The 21,491-nt window shown below is 31.7% G+C and carries 19 protein-coding genes; 7 read left to right on the top strand and 12 right to left on the bottom strand.

Annotation, left to right across the window (positions count from 1 at the left end; genetic code table 11):
• Positions 1-181: 181 nt before the first annotated feature.
• From J2W95_RS13790 to J2W95_RS13760, 7 genes are all read right to left on the bottom strand, one after another.
• Complete coding sequence (locus J2W95_RS13790; RefSeq protein ID WP_310007994.1) at positions 182-1,201, bottom strand: COX15/CtaA family protein; 1,020 nt, start codon at positions 1,199-1,201, stop codon at positions 182-184.
• Positions 1,202-1,226: 25 nt separating this feature from the next.
• Positions 1,227-2,648, bottom strand: a complete 1,422-nt coding sequence (locus J2W95_RS13785; RefSeq protein ID WP_310007992.1) for a CCA tRNA nucleotidyltransferase — start codon at positions 2,646-2,648, stop codon at positions 1,227-1,229.
• 85 nt (positions 2,649-2,733) lie between these two features.
• Entirely contained in the window at positions 2,734-3,300 is a 567-nt protein-coding gene (locus J2W95_RS13780; protein ID WP_310007991.1) for an L-threonylcarbamoyladenylate synthase, read from the bottom strand.
• 138 nt (positions 3,301-3,438) lie between these two features.
• A complete protein-coding gene (locus J2W95_RS13775) occupies positions 3,439-4,425 on the bottom strand; it encodes a glycosyltransferase family 92 protein (protein WP_310007989.1) in 987 nt (328 codons plus the stop codon).
• A gap of 44 nt (positions 4,426-4,469) precedes the next feature.
• Positions 4,470-5,447 (bottom strand): glycosyltransferase family 2 protein, encoded by a 978-nt coding sequence (locus J2W95_RS13770; protein WP_310007986.1) that lies wholly within the window; start codon positions 5,445-5,447, stop codon positions 4,470-4,472.
• A 37-nt stretch (positions 5,448-5,484) separates the two neighbouring features.
• Positions 5,485-7,074: a capsule assembly Wzi family protein gene (locus tag J2W95_RS13765; protein ID WP_310007984.1), complete on the bottom strand. Its 1,590-nt coding sequence runs from the start codon at positions 7,072-7,074 to the stop codon at positions 5,485-5,487.
• Positions 7,075-7,175: 101 nt separating this feature from the next.
• A complete protein-coding gene (locus tag J2W95_RS13760) occupies positions 7,176-8,129 on the bottom strand; it encodes a WaaS/CpsH family glycosyltransferase (RefSeq protein WP_310007982.1) in 954 nt (317 codons plus the stop codon).
• Between the two features lie 249 nt (positions 8,130-8,378).
• Here J2W95_RS13760 and J2W95_RS13755 point away from each other — a divergent pair, with 249 nt between their 5' ends.
• Positions 8,379-9,485 carry a glycosyltransferase family 4 protein gene (locus J2W95_RS13755; protein ID WP_310007980.1) on the top strand — a complete coding sequence of 369 codons (1,107 nt, stop codon included), beginning with the start codon at positions 8,379-8,381 and terminating at the stop codon, positions 9,483-9,485.
• Between the two features lie 341 nt (positions 9,486-9,826).
• Here the strand turns inward: J2W95_RS13755 and J2W95_RS13750 are convergent, their stop codons facing one another.
• Positions 9,827-10,573, bottom strand: coding sequence for a glycosyltransferase family 2 protein (locus tag J2W95_RS13750; RefSeq protein WP_310007978.1), 747 nt, complete (start codon positions 10,571-10,573; stop codon positions 9,827-9,829).
• A gap of 288 nt (positions 10,574-10,861) precedes the next feature.
• On the opposite strand from J2W95_RS13750, the gene J2W95_RS13745 reads away from it, so the two are divergent.
• Positions 10,862-11,623: a Kdo domain containing protein gene (locus J2W95_RS13745; RefSeq protein ID WP_310007976.1), complete on the top strand. Its 762-nt coding sequence runs from the start codon at positions 10,862-10,864 to the stop codon at positions 11,621-11,623.
• 62 nt (positions 11,624-11,685) lie between these two features.
• On the opposite strand, the gene J2W95_RS13740 is transcribed toward J2W95_RS13745, so the two are convergent.
• The 3 genes from J2W95_RS13740 to J2W95_RS13730 form a co-directional block, all read right to left on the bottom strand.
• Entirely contained in the window at positions 11,686-12,753 is a 1,068-nt protein-coding gene (locus tag J2W95_RS13740) for a UDP-N-acetylglucosamine 2-epimerase (protein ID WP_310007974.1), read from the bottom strand.
• Position 12,754: 1 nt separating this feature from the next.
• Positions 12,755-13,825, bottom strand: coding sequence for a glycosyltransferase family 9 protein (locus J2W95_RS13735; RefSeq protein WP_310007972.1), 1,071 nt, complete (start codon positions 13,823-13,825; stop codon positions 12,755-12,757).
• 158 nt (positions 13,826-13,983) lie between these two features.
• Positions 13,984-14,799: a 2,3,4,5-tetrahydropyridine-2,6-dicarboxylate N-succinyltransferase gene (locus J2W95_RS13730; protein ID WP_310007970.1), complete on the bottom strand. Its 816-nt coding sequence runs from the start codon at positions 14,797-14,799 to the stop codon at positions 13,984-13,986.
• A gap of 154 nt (positions 14,800-14,953) precedes the next feature.
• Between J2W95_RS13730 and ruvX the strand changes: the two genes are divergently transcribed.
• Both ruvX and J2W95_RS13720 read left to right on the top strand, forming a co-directional pair.
• Positions 14,954-15,364: a Holliday junction resolvase RuvX gene (gene ruvX / locus J2W95_RS13725; protein ID WP_310007967.1), complete on the top strand. Its 411-nt coding sequence runs from the start codon at positions 14,954-14,956 to the stop codon at positions 15,362-15,364.
• Between the two features lie 107 nt (positions 15,365-15,471).
• Positions 15,472-16,962 carry a malate:quinone oxidoreductase gene (locus tag J2W95_RS13720; RefSeq protein ID WP_310007965.1) on the top strand — a complete coding sequence of 497 codons (1,491 nt, stop codon included), beginning with the start codon at positions 15,472-15,474 and terminating at the stop codon, positions 16,960-16,962.
• A gap of 74 nt (positions 16,963-17,036) precedes the next feature.
• On the opposite strand, the gene J2W95_RS13715 is transcribed toward J2W95_RS13720, so the two are convergent.
• Positions 17,037-19,250, bottom strand: a complete 2,214-nt coding sequence (locus J2W95_RS13715; protein WP_310007963.1) for an FUSC family protein — start codon at positions 19,248-19,250, stop codon at positions 17,037-17,039.
• Positions 19,251-19,443: 193 nt separating this feature from the next.
• Between J2W95_RS13715 and def the strand changes: the two genes are divergently transcribed.
• The 3 genes from def (at position 19,444) to mazG (ending at position 21,453) form a co-directional block, all read left to right on the top strand.
• Positions 19,444-20,031, top strand: a complete 588-nt coding sequence (def, locus tag J2W95_RS13710; protein ID WP_310007961.1) for a peptide deformylase — start codon at positions 19,444-19,446, stop codon at positions 20,029-20,031.
• Positions 20,032-20,099: 68 nt separating this feature from the next.
• On the top strand, positions 20,100-20,594 hold the full coding sequence (locus J2W95_RS13705) for a DUF5606 family protein (RefSeq protein WP_310007959.1): 495 nt from the start codon (positions 20,100-20,102) through the stop codon (positions 20,592-20,594).
• An 85-nt stretch (positions 20,595-20,679) separates the two neighbouring features.
• Positions 20,680-21,453 carry a nucleoside triphosphate pyrophosphohydrolase gene (gene mazG, locus J2W95_RS13700; protein ID WP_310007958.1) on the top strand — a complete coding sequence of 258 codons (774 nt, stop codon included), beginning with the start codon at positions 20,680-20,682 and terminating at the stop codon, positions 21,451-21,453.
• Positions 21,454-21,491: the final 38 nt, after the last annotated feature.

The following is a 21,491-nucleotide window of genomic DNA, read 5'->3' as shown; positions in this document are numbered from 1 at the left end:
GAAAAAACATTAGATAATGAGCAGTTAGGTTATATCTCCAAAAATGGACTATTGCCAGCTCTTTAGCCCTGATGGAAGCGGTATCTCATCCCTTTTTTTCTAAGGGATGAAATATAGCGGACAGCAGGAACCCATATTTACTGATAAAGCCTATTATTTCGCTCCTGAATTTTTAATTGATTTACTTGCTTAGTCGATGCAGGGTATAGGTCATTGCGGTCAACAAAAAGAATGCATTGACTTGGTGGGATAGACCCAACCAAAGTGGTACGTTGCACAATAATGTGTAAACACCTAGAATAAATTGAAGAAACACAATTATTACCAAAGCATTTAATCCTTTTTGTTGTTGAGTGTTGAGGTTGTATTTTTTGCCTTTGAAATAAAGGAATAAAATGAATCCCACCACAAAGTACGCTAATGTTCTGTGAACGAATTGCACGCCGCTTTTTCCTTCGACAAGGTTTAGGAATAGTGTTTTTTGCTCAATGAATACACTGTCGTGAATGAATTGTCCATCGCTCATCATTGGCCAATGGTTGTGAATTAATCCAGCATTTAATCCAGCTACAAAGCCACCGTATATGATTTGCAAAAGCAAAAGAATCAAAGTGATTCTTGCTATTTTTTTCAAAGGAACAATTGCTGCTTTTTTGTCGGGATAAATTAGGTCCAACGCCACCCAAAGAGTGTAGGCAAAAGTGATAAAGGCAAAGGTTAGGTGTAAGGAAAGGCGAAAATGACTTACGTCCGGATTGTCAACCAAACCGCTTTTTACCATAAACCAACCAAAAAATCCTTGTAAAGCTCCCATTCCCAGCAAAACGAAGCATTTGTTTAAAGTGGCTCTGTCAATTTTTTTCTTGATTAAGAAATAGATGAAAGGAACGATGAAAACCAATCCAATTATTCTTCCGATGAAACGGTGAAACCATTCCCAGAAATAGATAAACTTATAATCGGATAAGTTGAAATCGTTATGGATATTGATTTTTTGGTATTCTGGAAATTGTTTGTATCGGTCGAAAGCTTCTTGCCATTTGGCTTCGGTAAGAGGAGGAAGAGTGTCGGTAACCAAATGCCAATCGGTCATTGATAAACCGGAATTTGTCAATCGGGTGATACCACCCACAACAACCATTACAAATACTAAAAAGCAACCCGATAGGAGCCAAATGATTACGGATTTATTATTTTTCATTTTAAATTATGTTAATCTTTTCCAATTATTTTTCCGCTTTTTTCAACCCCAATTTTTCAGCCCTTTTCATCATAAATCCATAAGCGGCATCATAATCGTTGGCAATTTCCCCTTCAAGGATGGCTTCTTTAATGGCTTCTTTTAACATTCCGATTTCGCGGGAAGGCTTTAGGTCGAAAATTTCCATGATTTCCTCACCGGAAATGGGCGGTTGGAAATTGCGCACATGATCACGTTCTTCAACTTCCACAATTTTTTTGCGAACAATTTCAAAATTACTATGGTATTTCCTGAATTTATTAGGGTTTTTGGTCGTGATATCGGCTTCACAGAGCGTCATTAAATTTTCTACATCTTCACCGGCATCAAAAACCAAACGTCTCACTGCCGAGTCGGTGACGATATCTTGTGCCAAAACGATTGGTCGAGAACTCATAATAACCATTTTTTGAACAAATTTCATTTTGTGGTTCAATGGCATGTGAAGGCGTTCAAATATCTTTTTGGCCATTTTTCCGCCAAGAAATTCGTGTCCGTGAAAAGTCCAACCTTGTTTTTTGTTGAAGCGTTTCGTTGGTGCTTTCCCTATATCGTGAAGCAAAGCCGACCAACGTAGCCAAACATCGTCGGTATTTGGACAAATATTATCCACGACTTCAAGAGTGTGGTAAAAGTTGTTTTTATGTGTATGTCCTTCTATTTCTTCCACTTGGTTTAAAGCGGTAAGTTCTGGAAGAATAATGTCCAAAAGTCCTGTTTTGAACAACAATAAAAATCCAATGGAAGGTTTGTCTGTAGAAAGGATTTTATTCAATTCTTCCACAATGCGTTCTCCGGATATGATTTTGATGCGTTCGGCGTTTTTGGTAATGGAATCCAAAGAAGTTTGATCTATTTCAAATCCCAGTTGAGTGGCAAATCGAATTCCCCTAAGCATACGCAACGGATCATCTGAAAAAGTGATGTCCGGGTCGAGTGGGGTTTTTATAATTTTGTTTTCCAAGTCGGAAATACCGTTGAATGGATCTGAAAGATTACCAAAATTGTTGGAGTTTAATGATAATGCCAAGGCATTTATCGTAAAGTCTCGTCTGTTTTGGTCATCTTCCAATGTTCCGTCTTCTACAATTGGATTTCTGCTGTCAAGATTATAGGATTCTTTTCGAGCCCCCACAAATTCGATTTCGGTATCTTCAAAACGCAACATGGCAGTTCCGTATGTCTTGAAAACTTGAACTTTTGGTTTTTTGGGAAGTAAATCAGAAACTTTTAGGGCCAATTCGATTCCGCTTCCTACGGCTACAACATCAATATCTTTTTTTGAGTTTCTGTTTAAAAGTAAGTCACGTACAAAACCGCCAATCACATAACTTTCTATATTAAGTTCTTGGGATGCTTCCGAAATGACTTCGAATATTTTATTATTTAAGGCTTCTTTGTAGTTCATTTTAAAAGTTTAAAGTTCCAAGTTTAAGGTTTCAAGTTATTAGAAGGATTCTTTAAATTTGAAATTTTAAAATTGAAACAGAAAATTATTTGCGAATCACTTTTACTTGCGAATCATTAGTTAATTTAATGATTGTAGAAGGTTTTCCTGCAATTTTATCGTGGTGCAAATTTACAACATAGTCAACGCCTTTTATAATTTCGGGACTAATTTCTTTGAAACTTTTTGGAGTGGGCTGACCAGAAATATTAGCCGAAGTAGATACTAACGGTTTTTTCATGCGCTCCATCAGTTTGAAACAAAAAGGTTCTTTGACAAGACGAATGCCCAATGTATTGTCGGGTGCAATTAAATTTGGAGCCACATTATGAGGTTTGTCTAAAACTAAAGTAGTTGGGTTTTCGGAAAAATCCATAATTTGCCAAGCTACTTCGGGGATTTCTTTAAAAACATTATAGATCATTTTTTCGCCATTCATCAGGCAAATCATGCTTTGGGTCTCAGCTCGTTGTTTAAGTTTGTATATTTTGGCAACGGCTTCAGGATTGGTTGCGTCGCATCCTATTCCCCAAACGGTGTCAGTAGGGTAGAGTATGATTCCTCCTTCTTTTATGACTTCGAATGCGTTGAGTATTTCTTGATTGATATCCATTTTATTTTAATAAGTTGCAAAGATATTTATTTGATGTTATTAAAACGGGGGTTTTCTGGTAAAAATAGGGATTTTAGGATTTTAATTTGGTCGAATTATTTAAACATTAATTCCTGATTTTTAGCAAATGGATATCAATTACGGTTTGTTTCTTAATTTTGTGAATAATAGAAAACGTTGAATTGTATAGTCTCGATCAGTACACATTGCTTCATGTGATTTTAATAGACTTTTGCGTAGTTGTCCCATTTCAATACTGTTTTTATGATAAGCATCAGTTCTGTTTATCTTATTTTCAACAAAACAGTCGTATGCTTTTCCCCAATAATGATTTATTTGGATAGATGAACTACGAAACCTAGAACTGCGATGTATTCCTAAAGCTATGATTTTTTTAAACTGGTTAATAGGAGGTATCTTTATTCCACATATTTTTGAGTTAAGAATGTGCATATTCTTAAATTTTGCAATTGGAAAATCCATATTGCAAAACATTTTTGTGTACACACTAGGTTTTGGCCAACATTGAGTATATTGCTCAATTACTAATTCATTATTGTTATGGTGTAGCTTTCCGTTTGATCCAAATTGTTTCCAATAAACAGCTACACCAGGATAATTTTTATAAGATGCTAACCATGATTTAATGTTATTTGTGGATATAGGACAAATAAATTCGTCAACATCAATAAATGTTAGCCAATTTGTATCATCCCTGTGTTTTTTATAGCAATCTTCATATGCATCCATTTGCGAATGATTGAAAGGCCAGTCGATCAAATCAACAATCCCTTTTTCTATGTAAGGCTTCATAATTTCCAAATAGTTATCATTCGAATTGTTATTGTATAAATAAAAATGATCAATACCAATTACCAAATGAAACTGAATCCATTCGTCAAGAAACTTTGCCTCATTTTTAAATATGCCACATAGGCATACTTTATATTTATAACTTTTAGTGTTTTTGTTGAATAATCTATTTACAAAAATTATAAGAGGAATGATAAGTGATATAAAAAAATAAGAAATGTGATTAATTATATCGTTGTTTAATAACGTTTGTTTAGAGTGTCCTCGTTTTATAAAATCCCCTTTTATATAATAACTTTGATTATCCTGCATAATTATTTGTTTGACTGTAAAGGATTTATTGGTTAGGGAACATCTTAATTTAATTGTCTTTTACCTCTTATTTTGTCGGTTAAAGTTCTGAAAAAATAGAAAACCGGATTTGTTTTTTTTAGAGATTTATTATATTTTTTGAATAAGTCTAAATTTGTTTCTGCTATTTCTTTAAAATTTACCGAAGAGTCATCTTTTATCTTATCGGCAACCTTTTTAAATTTCAAATAATTACGATAATATATTCTAGCTAATCGTGCATAATCTCCATACTTTTTTGGGGTAGTATGCCCTAAAATGTGATTACCCATTGTTAGATGATTCTTTAATCTGTTTTTAGTTAAATTTCCTCTAGCGCCAATCTGTTGTCCTGTATGTAATCTATAGGATATTAATTCATCAGTTATATATTCTAATTTTTTTCTTGAGGCAATAATGATAGCTATCCATTCATCATGATAAAATTTTGGAATATCTGGAATTGGTAAAATTAAACTTTTTATTTCTCGTTTTATACAAAGAGTTGCTCCTGTTAAAACGTTAGATTTAAATTTAATATGATGGTATAAATCTATCGGTTTGCTTAATTGGTTTTCCATAAAACCTATAGAATCCCAGAGACTATTTTTTGTGATTTTTTTATTATTGTCATTAATTAATTCTGCATTTGAAAAAACAGCTTCTGCAGATTCGTTTTTTGTAAAATACTCAATTGTTTTTTCAACTTTATTCTTTTTCCAAAGATCATCTTGATCACTCAAAAATATATAATCACCATTACAGAGAGAAATGGCTTTTTCAAAATTTTTATTACTTCTTAAATTAATTGGGTTTTTATGTAAAGAGATTTTATTTGGATATTCTAGTTGAAATTGCATTATAATTTCAATTGTTTTATCATTTGATCCATCATCGCATATAACAATTTCATCAATTGGCAATGATTGATTTAAGATGCTTTCAATCTGTGTTTTAATGAACTTTTCACCATTGTAGGTACACATTGCAGCAGATGTTTTCATATTATCTAGTGTTAATGAATGGTATTTAGCTTAATTTTTATAATTGATATTGCAAACTAAGCTGAAATTGCATATTTATTTCTCGATTCTCATATTGGTATTGATAGTTATTGCTTACTGCTGTATTTAACTTGGCTTTAATGTCTAGCTTGCCAAATTTTTGATATGCGTATGTATTAAATATTAAATCAACCCATTTGTTATTATAGCTTTTATAGGCATCATAAAAGAAGTCCATATTGCGGGCATATCGTTCTACTTGGAATCCCCATACTTTATCTTTTTGCCATAGACTAAAATCTAAAGTTTGTAAGTTACTTCCTGGGCCAATACCTGCTCCAAGAACTTCTCCTTTATTGGTGTATCCATGTAAAATAAGACCATGTTGATACCAAGCACCTGCAGGTCTTACAATGCGGTCGGCACTTTGTTCCAGATGAGTAGTTTCAAAACTTACTTTTAGATATTTATTTTTGGTTTTGTTTAACATAAAAAGTTTATTAAAACCAAATAGATATGCTCTGGAATGTTCAGGGGAATGGAATAAATCTGTTACATCTTGTGAATGATCATTCCAGCCACTTTCTCCATAAAATTCAAATTTAGATTCCTTCATAGCCCATCTAAAAAATATAGAAGCCAATTGGTCTCTGTTTTTAGCATCTTCTCCATTTAATTTTTTTTTCTGAAAAGGTGCAAAAATTGGCATATAGTCGGAAAAACTGTTTCCCATATCATTATGATAAACTTGTATTGTACGGTTCAATCCTAAAAATAAACCAGGAATCCACTTTGGGTGATAGTTTATGGAAAGTCCGTTGATATAGCGCCAATCGTTGCTTTTAGGAATCTCATAATCTACACCATCAATTATAAATTGCGATTTTGGACTTGTCAAACTAGAACCTTCGAGTTTTCCGCTAATGATTTGTCCTTCAAAACTTCCTAAAAAAGTTTCTACAGGTTGTCTAGTGTTTAAGGTGAAATGTAAAAATCCTGTTGCGTTATTGCTCATAACTAATGAATTCCTGGTTCCGGGACCCCACCATAAATTTTCTGTAGATACACCTACAGAAAATTTATTAATATTTAACTTAATATTGCTTTGTCCCCAGTTTAATTTACTGTAGGGTTTGTCTCCATAAGGTGCGGGTAAATCAGAATAATTTAAATAATAGGCGTTTATTAGTCTTACAGGATTGGTTTCAGTTAAAGGAAAAATGTCAAAATTAGGATTGGCTGCATAAACATTTTCGGGTTTCAGCTGTACGCTCAATATTCCATATTCGGCAAATAAACCAGCACTTAATAGTGATTGATAACCTTTGGCAGGAATCATTGAGCCATCATTCCAACCATATGGAGCGAACGTATTGTATTGTTGAGTTAAGGTTATTGGTAGTATTTTTATGCTAACACCTTCATGAGATTTTGTTAGTGTGCTGTCAATTTGATTTGAAGCCAAAGGACGTAAAGTATATGATATAAGCGGATTTGAATTGCCTAATAATTGTTCATTTCTGCTTCTTTGTTCTAACATATCAATTGATCCTACTGAGATGTTTTGGGCATTTAAGGATATACTTATAACAAAAAGGCAGATTATTAATTTTAAATGTATTTTCATGATTTTTTTGTGAAATGGCTTAAAAAAATATTTGTTTTTTAAATTAAAAAAGCAAATATACTTTATTAAATGTAGCTTTTTAAAGTGTTTATTAGAATGTGTTAATTTAAAATTTGATTAAACCATTCTTGAATGGTGTATTTTTTTAATATTTCTTCAGGAATTTTTTCATATTCACTATTGAAAAAATCCAATGGGATGTTTGGATCTTTTTCATCTATGATCAAGATATTATTTGGATTGTAGAAGTCATAATTTCTGATGTCGGAATTAGTAGTGATTAGTTTTTTTTCTAAACCAATACTTTCAAACACTCTAAAAGTAAGTCCATTTTGCCCTATTCGATTGATATCTAATAAAACGCTGGTATTATGCAAATAATCATTGACTTCTGCTAATGGCATTTGCTTTGTAATATATTCTAAATTGGAATCTCTTTTTTTATTTTTTTTTATTTTTTCTTCAAAAATAATGATTTTATAGATTATATTTTTTTCTTTTAGAACTGAAGCTATTTTAGATAAAATTGGAGTTCGTCTATCTTCGGAGCTGATGTTGAATATCTTGTAACGAGTAGGCTGATTTGTTTTTCTTTCTATTGGATAAATCCAGTTGGATATAAATTTTAGATTGTGTTTTTTACAATCTTCTTTTTCAAAAGAATAGACTTCGTCAAAACAAGAGATTACTTTTTTTGTATTTGGACATCTAGAAATACTGTCATTAAAAAAAGCAATTGATTTTTTGGTGTATTTCTTGAAATTTAAAATAGCTTTTGAATCAATGAAATCACCTTTTATTGTAAGTATTGCATCTTGTATTTGGTTATTTTCTTCTAGTTTTTTTATTATTTCGTTGCCGTAATAAATGTTTTTAATGTTTTTATTAGATACTGTTTTTAAAATGAAATTGTAAATTTTAGTTTTAAAATTGGGATACTTGTATTTAAAATCAAAAAAATTGATATGACGCACCGTATGACCTTTTTGTTCCAAAGCATTTTTAAGATGCTCATTTAGTCCCCAATTATCATAGCTTATTATCGTTATTTTCATCAAAAAGTATATTAATTTATTAAAAACTTAAATTAATTGCAAATGTAGTTTATAATCCAAAAATTTTTCGATTTAATTTTGCTATAAAACTTGTTTTTGTAAATTATATCTTGAATTAATGTTTGAAAGCATTTTTTGTTATTTATTTTTATTAAAATAGGCATCATTATTTATTAAAAAATACTTATTATAAATGATTAGATTTGTATCCGATTTTATAGATCAGAAAATCATAAGAATGATTAAAATATGAAAGTATTACATATATCTGGAGCGAGAGCTTGGGGGGGAAATGAGCAACAAATGATTGATTTGATTCCTCAGTTATCTAGACTTGGTGCTGAAAACATTGTTTTCGGTGTTGAAAATTCTTTCCTTGAAGAGGAATGCAAAAACAATAGGATTAATTTTGTTAGAGCAAAAAAGGATCGACTGAACATATTTGCCAATTATAGATACTTGAAAACTCTAGTCCAAGAAATAAAACCGGATTTAATCCATTTACATACAAGTAATTCGCTTACTGTATTTATAATTTCTAATATGTTGTTTAAATTAAATACTAAATCTGTCTTTTCTAAAAAAGGTATGGGAAGCAAAAGTAGTTTTTTTAGTAAATTTAAATATAATTATTCTGGTTTGAATTCCATTATTTGCGTTTCAAAAAATGTTGAAAATGAGTTTTCTAAAATTTTAACCCTTAAAAACAAATCTAAAATAATAGTTATTCATGACTGTGTTTCTTTAGAAATTTTAAATTCAAAGAGTAATTTGAATTTAAGAGAAAAATTTTCGATAGATGAAAATGATGTGATTGTTGGAAATATTGCGAACCATACAAAAGCTAAAGATTTAGAAACATTTATAAATACTGTTGATTATATTATAAATAGTTTAAAACAAAAGAATATACGATTTATACAAATAGGACAGTTTTCGGATTTAACCGTTGAATTAATGTTAAAAGTTAAAGAAAAAAAGCTAGAGGAATATCTTTTTTTTACAGACAAAATTAAAAATGCTAATGTATTAAACAATCAATTTGATGTTTTTTTGATGACTTCAGAAAGAGAAGGAGGTCCAACCTCTATACTCGAAGCGATGTTAATAGGAGTGCCTGTAGTTACTACTAATGTTGGTGTTTTGCCTGAAATAATTGTGGACGGAGAAAATGGCTTCATGTCATCAGTTAAGGATTATAAAGATTTAGCTGTAAAGCTGACACTGTTAATTTCGAAACAGTCATTGCAAAATAAATTTATTGAGATAAATAAATTAAAAATCGCGAATGAGTTTAATTCAACAGTTATTGCAAACGAAACCTATCTTGCATATCAAAAAATAATTAAAGGCTGAAAACAGAATCATTAATATCTACATATAATTTTTTAAAAGCACTTGATTAGAAGTAACAAAGCAGGTATAGAGCAGTTCCAGCAAAGAAGTACTATTTTTAATTATTGTCTACTATGTTTTTTTCGAAAGATTTGATTGAGATTAATGGCTATAATGATTTTGAAGGTGGGGAAGATTTAGTTTCCGATAATGATTTAGTTAAATAAATAAGGCTTGGGAATTTTATATATATGCTTCATAGGTCAATTGAAGAAGTAAAGAGGGTGAAAGTGATAAAATTCAGACAAAAAAAATGCAGAAGAGGATAGCATGAGGTCAATAGAATAGATCAATATTTGTAATTATTCAATCCTTCTGTACATTTTCCAAAGTTGTAAATATCTGTTGTAAACAGAATAAGCATGTAAGTATGCTAAAACAATCCCTTCTTTTCCATCTAAAAAACCCAGTCTAAATATATATTGCCATAAAAAACGGTAGCTTGGGCGAATGATGAAATGATAGATATTAGGTCGTTTCTTTTTTATAAAAAGACTTTCAGCTTGAAGTTTGCTATATAACTTAAGCTTGCTTTTGTATGTTTTGTAGCTGTAATGATTTACAGACTCTTTCATTAATCGTTTTTTCCCGCTGGTAATGATGCTTTCATGCACTAAATTTCCATTGAAAGAACAATGCTTTTTGTTGAAAAGTCTAACAGCTTTATCGGATTGCCAACCCCCAAATTTGATTTGTTTACCAAGAAAGAAGAAATTCCTTTTGATATAAAACGCAACGCAGTCATTAGGTGATGAGACAGCTGTAAGTATTTCCTCTTGAAGTTTTGGAGTAAGATATTCATCTAAGTCAAAAAAAACAATCCAATCATTTTTGGACTGATTGATTGCGAAATTTCGTTGTGTTGAGAAATCATCAAAATCTCTTGAAATAACTTGAACACCCATTTTTTTTGCAATGGCTACTGTTTCATCAGTACTATTGGAGTCTATAAAAATAATTTCATCAGCAAAAGACAGACTTTGAACATAACGTTTTACATTTTCCTCTTCGTTTAAAGTAATGGCTAAGGCAGTTATTTTTGGTGTCAAATTAGTAGTATTCCTTGTTTTGGTTACAAATGTATTAATTATAAAATTAGATTTTAAGCTTATACAACTGAAATGATATGATTACCTTCTTTTCTACCTGAAATAGTCATTGACTATAGGTTTGTTTAAAAAGAATAGGACTTAATTAAAAATGATAACATAATGTGAAACAGGAAAATTTAATTTTACCTAAAATTAGACTTTTAACTATTTTGATAAAATTGATTGATTTATGCTTGCCTACCATTTCATTTAATTATTTTTGTTGCTCAAAACTTTCATTAAACTATGTTAATAGAAATCAATAGCGAATATAATTCACAAAAAAAAACAGTAACAAACTTTGTTACCAATTTCAATACTTCTGGTGAAATTCTTGGAGCAGGTAAGCGAAACGTTATTAAACTGTTTGAGCTTGATGAAATGATTGTGAATATTAAATCGTTTAAAACACCTTCTTTAATCAATAAAATCATATATAAGTATTTTAGGAAATCTAAAGCGAGACGTTCATTTGAGTATGCATCTATTTTGTTAAAAAAAGGGATTGGTACACCACAACCAATAGCTTTTTTTGAAAACTACAATTGGATTGGATTAGCAGATAGTTATTATGTCAGCGAACATCTTCAATGTGATTTAATTTTTAGAGAATTGGTTGATACTCCAAATTATCCAGATCGTATTGCTATTTTGCGAGAGTTTGTTCAATTCTCTTTTGATTTACATGAAAATGGTGTTGAATTTCTAGATCATTCTCCAGGAAATACGTTGATTAAAAAAAAGGAAGATGGGAAATATGATTTCTATTTGGTTGATTTAAACAGAATGAATTTTCATAAAACAATGTCTTTTGAATTACGAATGAAGAATCTTTGCAGATTAACTCCTAGTGAAGAAATGATACGAGTGATGAGTAATGAATATGCAAAATTGTATGGAAAACCAGAAAAAGTTGTTTTTGATATGCTTTGGAAATTCACTTCCGATTTTCAGTATAAGTTTTCCAGAAAAAAAAGACTGAAACAGAGGTTTAAATTTTGGAAATAAAAAAAGGCATTTGTAGATTAATTTACAAATGCCTTTTTTAATTAAAAAAATGATGTTTATGTTTAAAATTTGATTGTCAAAGGTTTGGAATAGGATTTTAATGTGTAATGATTAAGCAATTTTCGTATTTTCCATTTTCGAATCAAATTTAAGGGTTTTGATTTCAGATGTGATTTGTCTTTGTTAAGAAAATCAATTGATGCATCTATAGTTCGGGCACTCGATTTTCCGTCAAAATAAGGATGGGTGATTTGTATGTATTTTTCAATAGCATCCATAGTTTTTTGTGGCTTAGTTAGAGCCAATTCGATTGCTTTTTCAATTTCAGCAACTTCGGTAATATTAATATGATGTTCTTCTGGTTTGTTATGTCTGAAAGTGACTACGGGTTTATTTTGTAATAAAAATTCAATTATCGCCGAGGTAGTGTCTGAAAACATAATATCGGCTTTTTTAAACAAAGGAACTAGATCAGTCGTGTCAAAATAGGTGAAGTGTTCACTTGTCAATGTTTTGAATTTTTCTTTAACCTCGTCTTCTAATTTTGGGTGTAATACACACATAAAATCATATTTCCCAGTAGCTATCAAACGCTTTATTTCTGTAAAAACAGCCTCGTTTTTTGCTAAGCTCAATCGCGTCGTAAATGTCGAAGAAATTAAGATTACAGGTCGTTCACCAATGACTTTTTGTTCTATTGGGAATAATGGATCAACTTTTGACCATCCAGTTTCAACCACTTCAAAATATTTATATTTATCGGCTAAAGACTGAAAAACAGTAGTTGTTGATGGACCTTGGGTAGTATATAAATCGAAAAAGCCTCTTATTTTGAAATGACTTTGCATTTCCTCTCTTTTATTGGATAAAAATCCATGAAATATCTCTACTTTGACGCCAGGAAAAAAATCGGGAACAACATCAGTGGCAGTCAGAATAATATGGGGTTGATAGTCAATAACCTCTTTTACAGTATTTAATAATAAGTTCGTGGATTCGAAATATTTTTTAGTATATTCCAAGTCAGAGAACCAAAAAACCTGATAACCTCTACTTTCTATTTCTTTTTGTAAAGGCATGCCAATTGGAATGCTATATGGGTGCGAAATATATATTAAAAATTTGTACATTTTAAAGTGGTATATGAGATGTTAAAAAATGAGCTAATTTTTCTTTGAATAAATCGGGTTTAAGAAGTTTATAATATTTTAAATAGTTTTTCTTCAGTTTTTTTCTTGAATTTTCGGTTGTAAACAGTTCAGGGGAAAAGTCTTTTAGATGAACTGCTTTATTAATATAATCATCTTCAAAGATGCTCCAACTTTCTTTTTGTATCCAAGGGGAAAAAATGACGAATGAAGGCTTATTTAATGCTTTTGCCATATTGATAGCACCACCGTCATTGCCCACAATCATATCACATTGATTCATAATGGCAATAAAAGACCTTAAATCATTTCCTAGCAAGTCAAAATATATTTTTTCTTGAGTAGTAGTTTTGCAGGAGTCAAAAACAAATTTGGCATCACTGGTTTGTTTTGGCATATAATTAAATAGAATGTTTACATCAAAAGAATCAGCAATTGTATCAACCACTTTGGCCATATATTCTAGTGGGTAAGTCTTTGCTTTTTCACTTCCTAAAAGGCTAATCATTACTGTTTTTCTTTCTTTTTTCAGTTGATGTTCTTCAAAAAGAGATTTAGCTTCTTGATTTTCTTTTTCGGTTACAAAAAGTTTTGGTAGTGGATCAATTTCTATTTTTAAGTCAAGAGGTTTTAATAAGGAAAGCCGACTTTCTATCGCTAAGCCAAAATTCGTTTTTGGAAAAAGCTCTGGGGAGACATTATCAGTATATAGAAAGGTTCTTCCTTTCTTTTTGTATGAAATTTTTCTTTTTGCACCACTTAGTAATACTATAAGCCAGCTTTCTATTTTTGAATAAGCATCAATAATTATATCGTACTTATTAGCTCGAACTTGAAGTGCAAGTTTTAAAAATTCATTTTTGCTATTGCGATGTTTTTCTTGAAATAATATAATGTTGTCAATATTTGTGTTTCCTTCTAAAACTGGTGTAGTTGATTGATAGACTAAATAATCGATTTGAGCATTTGGGTAGGCAACTTTTAAGTTATTGCATATAATGGAGCTAATTAGCACATCGCCAATCATTTTTTGCTGAACAACTAATATTTTCATATGAGAAATGATATCTTTTAATTGATTACAAATTGAAGCAAAAAAAATCAATTCGCAATGGATAAAAGCTAAAAAGCGATTTCCTAAAAAAAATAAATTCCAAATCCCAATCGAAAAGTCAATTGGAATTTGGAATTTTTATTTGAAGTTTAGAATTTTTAAACCGCTACGTCGTATTCGCGTAAAACATTATTCAATGACGTTTTTAAATCAGTAGATGGTTTACGAGTTCCGATAATCAAAGCGCAAGGCACTTGGAATTCACCAGCAGCAAATTTCTTAGTATAACTTCCTGGGATTACTACCGAACGAGCCGGAACAAAACCTTTCATTTCTACAGGAGTTTCCCCAGTAACATCGATGATTTTAGTAGAAGCAGTCAAACATACATTGGCACCAAGAACAGCTTCTTTACCTACATGAACACCTTCAACTACGATACAACGAGAACCTACAAATACGCCATCTTCAATAATTACTGGAGCAGCTTGCAATGGTTCTAATACACCACCAATTCCAACACCACCACTTAAATGTACGTCTTTTCCAATTTGTGCACAGCTTCCTACTGTTGCCCAAGTGTCTACCATTGTACCTGCATCAACATAAGCACCAATGTTTACATAACTTGGCATCATGATAACACCACTTGAAATATAAGCTCCATAACGGGCCGATGCTCCAGGAACTACACGAACTCCTTTTGCAGCATAATCTTTTTTCAGTAACATTTTGTCATTGTATTCGAAGATTCCGGCCTCCAATGTTTCCATTTTTTGAATAGGGAAGTACATCACAACGGCTTTCTTTACCCATTCGTTTACTTGCCATCCGTCACCTTTTGGTTCGGCAACACGTAATTTTCCTGAGTCTAATAATTCGATAACTTCTCTGATGGCATCAGTAGTTTTTGTTTCTTGTAGTAAAGCGCGGTTTTCCCAAGCTTGTTCTATTATAGATTGTAAATCGTTCATTTTTGATAAATTTTCCGCAAAGATACCATTTTTAGCTAATAGCAAAAAAGAGAATTTTTGGCGAAAATGTTATATATTTGTGTATTAAATAAAAATTTAATGGAAACGATTCGATTCGAATTTCAACCAGACATAAAAGCGAAACTCATTTTAAATGCCCAGAATACTCTCCATAGATTACGGACAAAAACGAACAGGAATAGCTGTTACCGATGAATTGCAAATTATAGCTTCGGGTTTGACAACAATACCTTCAGCAACTGCAATTGCTTTTTTGAAAGATTATTTTGCTAAAGAAAAAGTAGAAGCAGTACTTATTGGCGAACCTAAACAAATGAATGGGGAACCTTCTGAGAGTGCATCCATAATTAAAGGATTTGTAACTCATTTTACTAATCATTTTCCTGAGATGAAGGTAATTCGCGTTGATGAACGTTTTACTTCAAAAATGGCTTTTCAAACTATGATTGATAGCGGACTCAATAAAAAACAGCGTCAAAATAAAGCGCTTATTGATGAAATTTCGGCCACTATCATGCTTCAAGATTATTTAAATCGTAAATAATATTTTTTTAACAAAGTATTGAATCGTTTTAATATTTTGTAACTAAAAATTTATTTTTTATTGTGATTTTTAGAGTTATTTTTGCAACTTTTTAAATCATACAGAAAATGCCCGATTCAACAATTCGTTCAAATACTGAAGTCGTACTTATAGGTGCTGGAATCATGAGTGCCACTTTGGGGATGATTCTTAAAGAATTACAACCCGATATTAAAATAGAAATTTACGAAAGATTAGATATAGCTGCGGCGGAAAGTTCAGATGCATGGAATAATGCAGGAACTGGACATTCGGCTTTTTGTGAACTCAACTATACTCCTGAAAAAGCAGATGGTACAATAGATCCTAAAAAAGCTATTAGTATTGCTGAACAATTTGAGGTTTCCAGACAGTTTTGGTCTTATTTGGTCAAAGATGGAAAGCTTACATCTCCAGAAGATTTTATAAAAAGCATTCCTCACATAAGTTTTGTTTGGGGAGATAAAAATGTTGACTTTCTAAAAAATAGGTTTGAAGCTTTGCAATCAAATCCTCTTTTTGCTGAAATGACTTTTAGTACTGATGTTGCCGAATTACAAAAATGGATGCCTCTAGTAATGGAAGGGAGAAATCCAGATGAAAAAGTAGCCGCAACTTCAATGGAAATTGGTACTGATGTGAATTTTGGAACATTAACTAGAAACATGTTGGGTTATTTGACAAAACTGGATAATGTTACTATACATTACAGCCATGAAGTTAAAAAATTAAAACAAAAAGAAGATAAATCTTGGAGGATAAAAATCACTGATTTAGCTTCCGGTCAAAAGAAAAAAGTATATACCAAATTTGTTTTCATAGGTGCCGGTGGAGGTTCATTGCCATTATTGGAAAAAGCAAATGTACCTGAAGGAAAAGGATATGGAGGTTTTCCTGTTAGCGGTCAATGGTTAAAATGTACAAATCCCGAAGTAATAGCAAAACACCAAGCTAAAGTATATGGAAAAGCGAGTGTAGGTGCACCACCAATGTCTGTTCCTCACGTTGATACCCGAATGATTGATGGAGAGAGAGCATTACTTTTTGGGCCGTTTGCAGGATTTTCTACTCGATTCCTAAAAAATGGCTCTTATTCAGATTTACCGTTGTCTATAAAAGCAGACAACGTAATTCCTATGATTGTTGCTGGATACAAAAACATCCCGCTTACTAAATATTTAATTGAGCAAGTGCGTCAATCTCCAAAAGACAGAATGAATGCTTTACGCGAATATGTTCCTAATGCCAGAACCAAAGATTGGAAATTGGAAAGAGCAGGACAAAGAGTTCAAGTTATTAAAAGAGACGAAGAGCTAATTGGAAAATTGGAATTTGGTACAGAAATTATCAATACAAACGATGGAACTTTGGCGGTTTTATTAGGAGCTTCTCCTGGAGCCTCAACTGCGGTTTCCATTATGGTTGAGTTGGTGAGCAAATGTTTCCCAGAGCAATTTAATTCTCCAGAATGGCAGGAAAAAGTGAAAGCTATGATTCCTTCTTTTGGTCAGAGTTTAAATGACAGACCGGAATTCTTAGCCGAAATAAGAAAAAACACTTCATCAGTTTTAAAACTATAAGTATAGTTTTATTCTCAGTATTCAATATCAGTCACAGTTTTTAGATATTATCTGAAAACTGTGACTGATATTTTTTAATCTTCCATTAGTTTTTTAGAGTTTTTTGAAATCCCCTCGGATAAATTGGTTAACCAAATTAATTGCTCTATAACCAATTGTGCTTCCTGCATTTTTAAAGCAAAAGCTTCTTCATCAATTGGATTTCCCTCTTTTAGCTCATTTTGTCGAATGTTTTTTAATTCAATAAAACGATTAGCCAATTCTTCTTTTGTGATTTCATTTGAATCATTAATTGATTCTCCTTTTAAATAGGCAATCGCCTGTTCTAGGTTTTTTAGGACTTTCTCAACCACAATAGTTAATGCTTTGGAAGAAGGCGTAGTTTTGTGGGATTGAATGTAAGTTCCTAAAGAAGCGGTCGATGAAAGTAAAGAATGATTGAGTTCTGTTAATTTATATAGAAGAACCATTTTCTTTTGTTTGGATTTGGGTTCTTGTGACATTCTTTGAAAGGAAGCCATAAGGTTTCCAATTTCAATAAATGCATTTTTTCTTGCCAAACGATAGGCGGTAGTGACTTCTCCTTTTTGCGTATAAAAGACAAAGATTTCTTTTAAATAATTTCGATTCGCTATAATAGATTTTTTTAAGTATTCAGGGGCTTTAATGTATTCCCATGATGGCCATAAAAAGTGATTGGCAAAGTAAGCCAACAGTGCTCCAGTCAAAGTATCTGCTATTCTAAATTGAATGACATTTACAAAATCAGACGATAGTATTCCATGTAAGAATACAATATACATGGTAACAAATGTTGCACTTACAGTGTATTTGGTTTGTGTAAAAGAAAATCCAAGTAACATACAAAGTATTGCCAGAATGCTCAATAAAAAATGGCTAGGCATTAAGGATAAAATGCTGAATGCAATGATGCCGCCAATGACAGTCCCAATGGCACGTTGTATCGACCGCTGTTTAGTCAATCCATAACCGGGTCTCATGATGATGATAATAGTAAGCAAAATCCAGTATTCATTTTGAAACGGAAGTAATTTGCCTAAAATGCCTCCCAAAATAAGTGTAACTGTTAATCGTAAGGAATGCCTGAATATTGTCGATGAAAAACTTATGTTTTCTATAAATGTGCTAATTGGATAATATTGGGGAGTTAAAAATTTTTCTAAATCTTTATCTTTTCCCTTAAAATCATAGGTGTTCGATACTGATGTGAAAGCGCGTTCAATTACTTTGATTTTTTCGATTTGTTTCTCCGCGTATTCAAGCATGGTTTTTAGCATCAAAACCCCCTCGGAAGCTTCTGTTTTTCCTAACTCGTTTTCGTATTCAATTATAGCAGTCTCTAGCGCCATTAAATGGTTGGATAATTTATGCTTGGGGATATAATTGGTTCTTTTTTCAATATTTTTGGATAATTGTTTTAATGTAGATGCCAAATTATAAGCCAAGTTTTGATAGGTAGCTAATGTTTTAGGATGCTTTTCAAATTTTTGATGTAATCGATTATGATCGAATGAAGTAGATAGTGCCAATTCTAATATTTCCACCAAAGAAATAAATACAATAAGCATTTTTCGATTTTGGTTGGAAGAAACAGCATTGATTTGCTTCCCGATAAGTACTCTTCGAATATTATGATGTATGTCATTGAGTTCGACTTGTAAATGCAGTTGTTTTTCGAGAATTACGTTTCTATCGGCAACGCTGTTCCATAAATCGCCTCTTAATTTTAGGTATTTGGATGTTAATTTGATGCATTCGGCAACTTGTAATTCGGCGTAACGATATGGTCTTAAGTAATGAAATAGTAGCGAGATGATTAAATAAAATAAACCTCCGGCAAGTATTAATGCCGAATGTTGAACCATTTCTAATCCAGTATGCAAATCAGAAAAGGATAATGATACCGATAATAAAGCAGAAAAGGATGTGAAAGTTGCTCTTTGTCCATACACGGATAACATTGCCAAAATGAATACCAATATGGAGAAAAAAGGATAAAAAATAAAGGGAATTGGGTAGGTGATATTTATTAATAAATTGACTCCAGCTATCAAAAAAGCAGTAACAATAATGCCATTTATCTTATGCTTTAAACTACTTGGAATATCACTTGGATAAGTCAAAAAAGCACCAAGGGCAATAGTGAAACCAATTTCAAAAAGGCCCAAATAGGTAAATATCAAAACGGGAATAACTGCTGATATAGTTGCTTTTAATGCATTTGTAAAATAAGTGCTATCAGTGAATCTTTCTATTTTGGTAATCATGGAATTTCATTTGATACAAAGATAAGTTATAAATGGCTTCGTAAGATTTTATATAAGCTATCAAAACAATTCTACAAAAATATGCTAATTATCAAATGGAGATTAATCATTATCTATTTTTTTACTACTTTTGCCAACTTAAATAAGCGGATTTTTCCTTTGTTTAAGCCAGTTAATAATAAATACAGATCAAATGATATTACCAATTATAGGATATGGTGATCCTGTTTTAAGAAAAATAGGGGAGGAACTTACTCCGGATTATCCGAATTTAAAAGAAGTTATTGCAAACATGTATGAAACCATGTACAATGCAAGTGGTGTTGGCTTAGCGGCAGAGCAAGTGGGATTGTCATTACGTTTGTTTGTTATTGATACGACTCCATTTAGTGATGATGAAGATTTGGAAGATAAGGAGCAAAATAAATTGAAAGGTTTCAAAAGAACTTTTATTAATGCTAAGATTATAAAAGAAGAAGGTGAAGAATGGGCTTTTAATGAAGGTTGTTTGAGTATTCCTGATGTGCGTGAAGACGTGTACAGAAAACCAACAATTACCATTGAATATTGTGAAGAAGACTTTGTTATGAAAACCGAAGTTTTTGATGGTTTGATTGCAAGAGTTATTCAACACGAGTACGATCATATCGAAGGAATTTTATTTACGGATAAAATATCGTCTTTGAAAAAGCGTTTGATTCAGAAAAAATTAAAAAACATAACCGAAGGAAAAACATTTCAAGATTATAGAATGAAGTTTTTTGCCAAAAAGGGAAGGTAATTTTGAGTAATTAGTTAGCAGTATTAAGTATTTGGATTTTTAATAAAGAATAAATAAAAAAAATAAAAATGAGTTTAGAGAAAATATTATCGATTTCAGGGAAACCAGGTTTATATGTTTTAAAAGTGCAAACACGTACAGGTTTTGTTGCTGAGTCATTATTAGATGGAAAAAAAGTTACGGTAAGTTTGAAAAGCAATGTAAGTCTGTTGTCTGAAATTTCTATTTATACTTATGAAGGTGAAAAACCTTTGGCTGAAATTATGCAAAACATTGCAAAAAAAGAAAACAAAGGGCAAACGATTTCACACAAAGAAGATAACGCAACTTTGTTGACTTACTTTAGAGAAGTATTACCAGAATATGACGAAGAAAGAGTATATGCTTCAGATGTTAAAAAGATTGTGAATTGGTACAATACGCTTCAAGCAAAAGGATTGCTTGTTGATGAAGCTCCAGTTGCAACTGAAGAAACAGCTCCAGTAGCTGAAGAAGCAGCTGTTGAAAAGAAAGCACCTGCTAAAAAAGCACCTGCAAAGAAAGCAGCAGCTAAAAAAGAGTAATTTTAAAAGTTATTCAAAATATATTTAATCCTGTCAAGATATTTTCCTGACAGGATTTGTTATTTTTACAGAAAACCAAAACATGATGAGCACTAAACAAAATCAGCTTCAAGCTTTCGAACGATTATTGAATATTATGGACGATTTGCGTGAAAAATGTCCTTGGGATAAAAAGCAAACGATACAAACGCTTCGTCATCTTACTATTGAAGAAACCTATGAATTGGGAGATGCAATATTGGATAATGATTTAAATGAAGTAAAAAATGAATTAGGTGATTTGTTATTGCATATTGTTTTTTATGCAAAAATAGGCAGTGAAACGAATGATTTTGATATGGCTGACGTATGTAATGATATTTGCGAAAAACTCATTCACAGGCATCCTCATATTTACGGAGATGTTGTCGTTAAAGATGAAGAAGAAGTAAAACAGAATTGGGAAAAACTAAAACTAAAAGAAGGTAAAAAATCAGTTTTGGAAGGAGTTCCTCGAAGCTTACCAGCTCTAGTAAAAGCCAGCAGAATCCAGGATAAAGTAAAAGGAGTTGGATTTGATTGGGAAGAACCACACCAAGTTTGGGACAAAGTGCAAGAGGAATTGCAGGAATTACAGGATGAGGTTGCTGTTGGAGATCAGGATAAAATGGAATCCGAGTTTGGTGATGTTTTGTTCTCGATGATCAATTATGCACGATTTTTGAACATCAATCCTGAAGATGCATTGGAACGAACCAACAAAAAATTCATCAAGCGTTTTCAATATCTTGAAAGTAAAGCAGATCAATTAGGTAAACCCTTAATGGATATGACTCTTGCGGAGATGGATGTTTTTTGGAATGAAGCTAAGAAGCTTTAGTTTTCAGAAAGCAGAATTTAGCAAACAGTTGTCTTAAA

It is taken from the genome of Flavobacterium granuli (assembly GCF_031456055.1).
Lineage (GTDB): Bacteria > Bacteroidota > Bacteroidia > Flavobacteriales > Flavobacteriaceae > Flavobacterium > Flavobacterium granuli_A.
The sequence above is the reverse complement of the archived record's forward strand: the minus strand, read 5'-3'. Positions and strand labels throughout refer to the sequence as shown.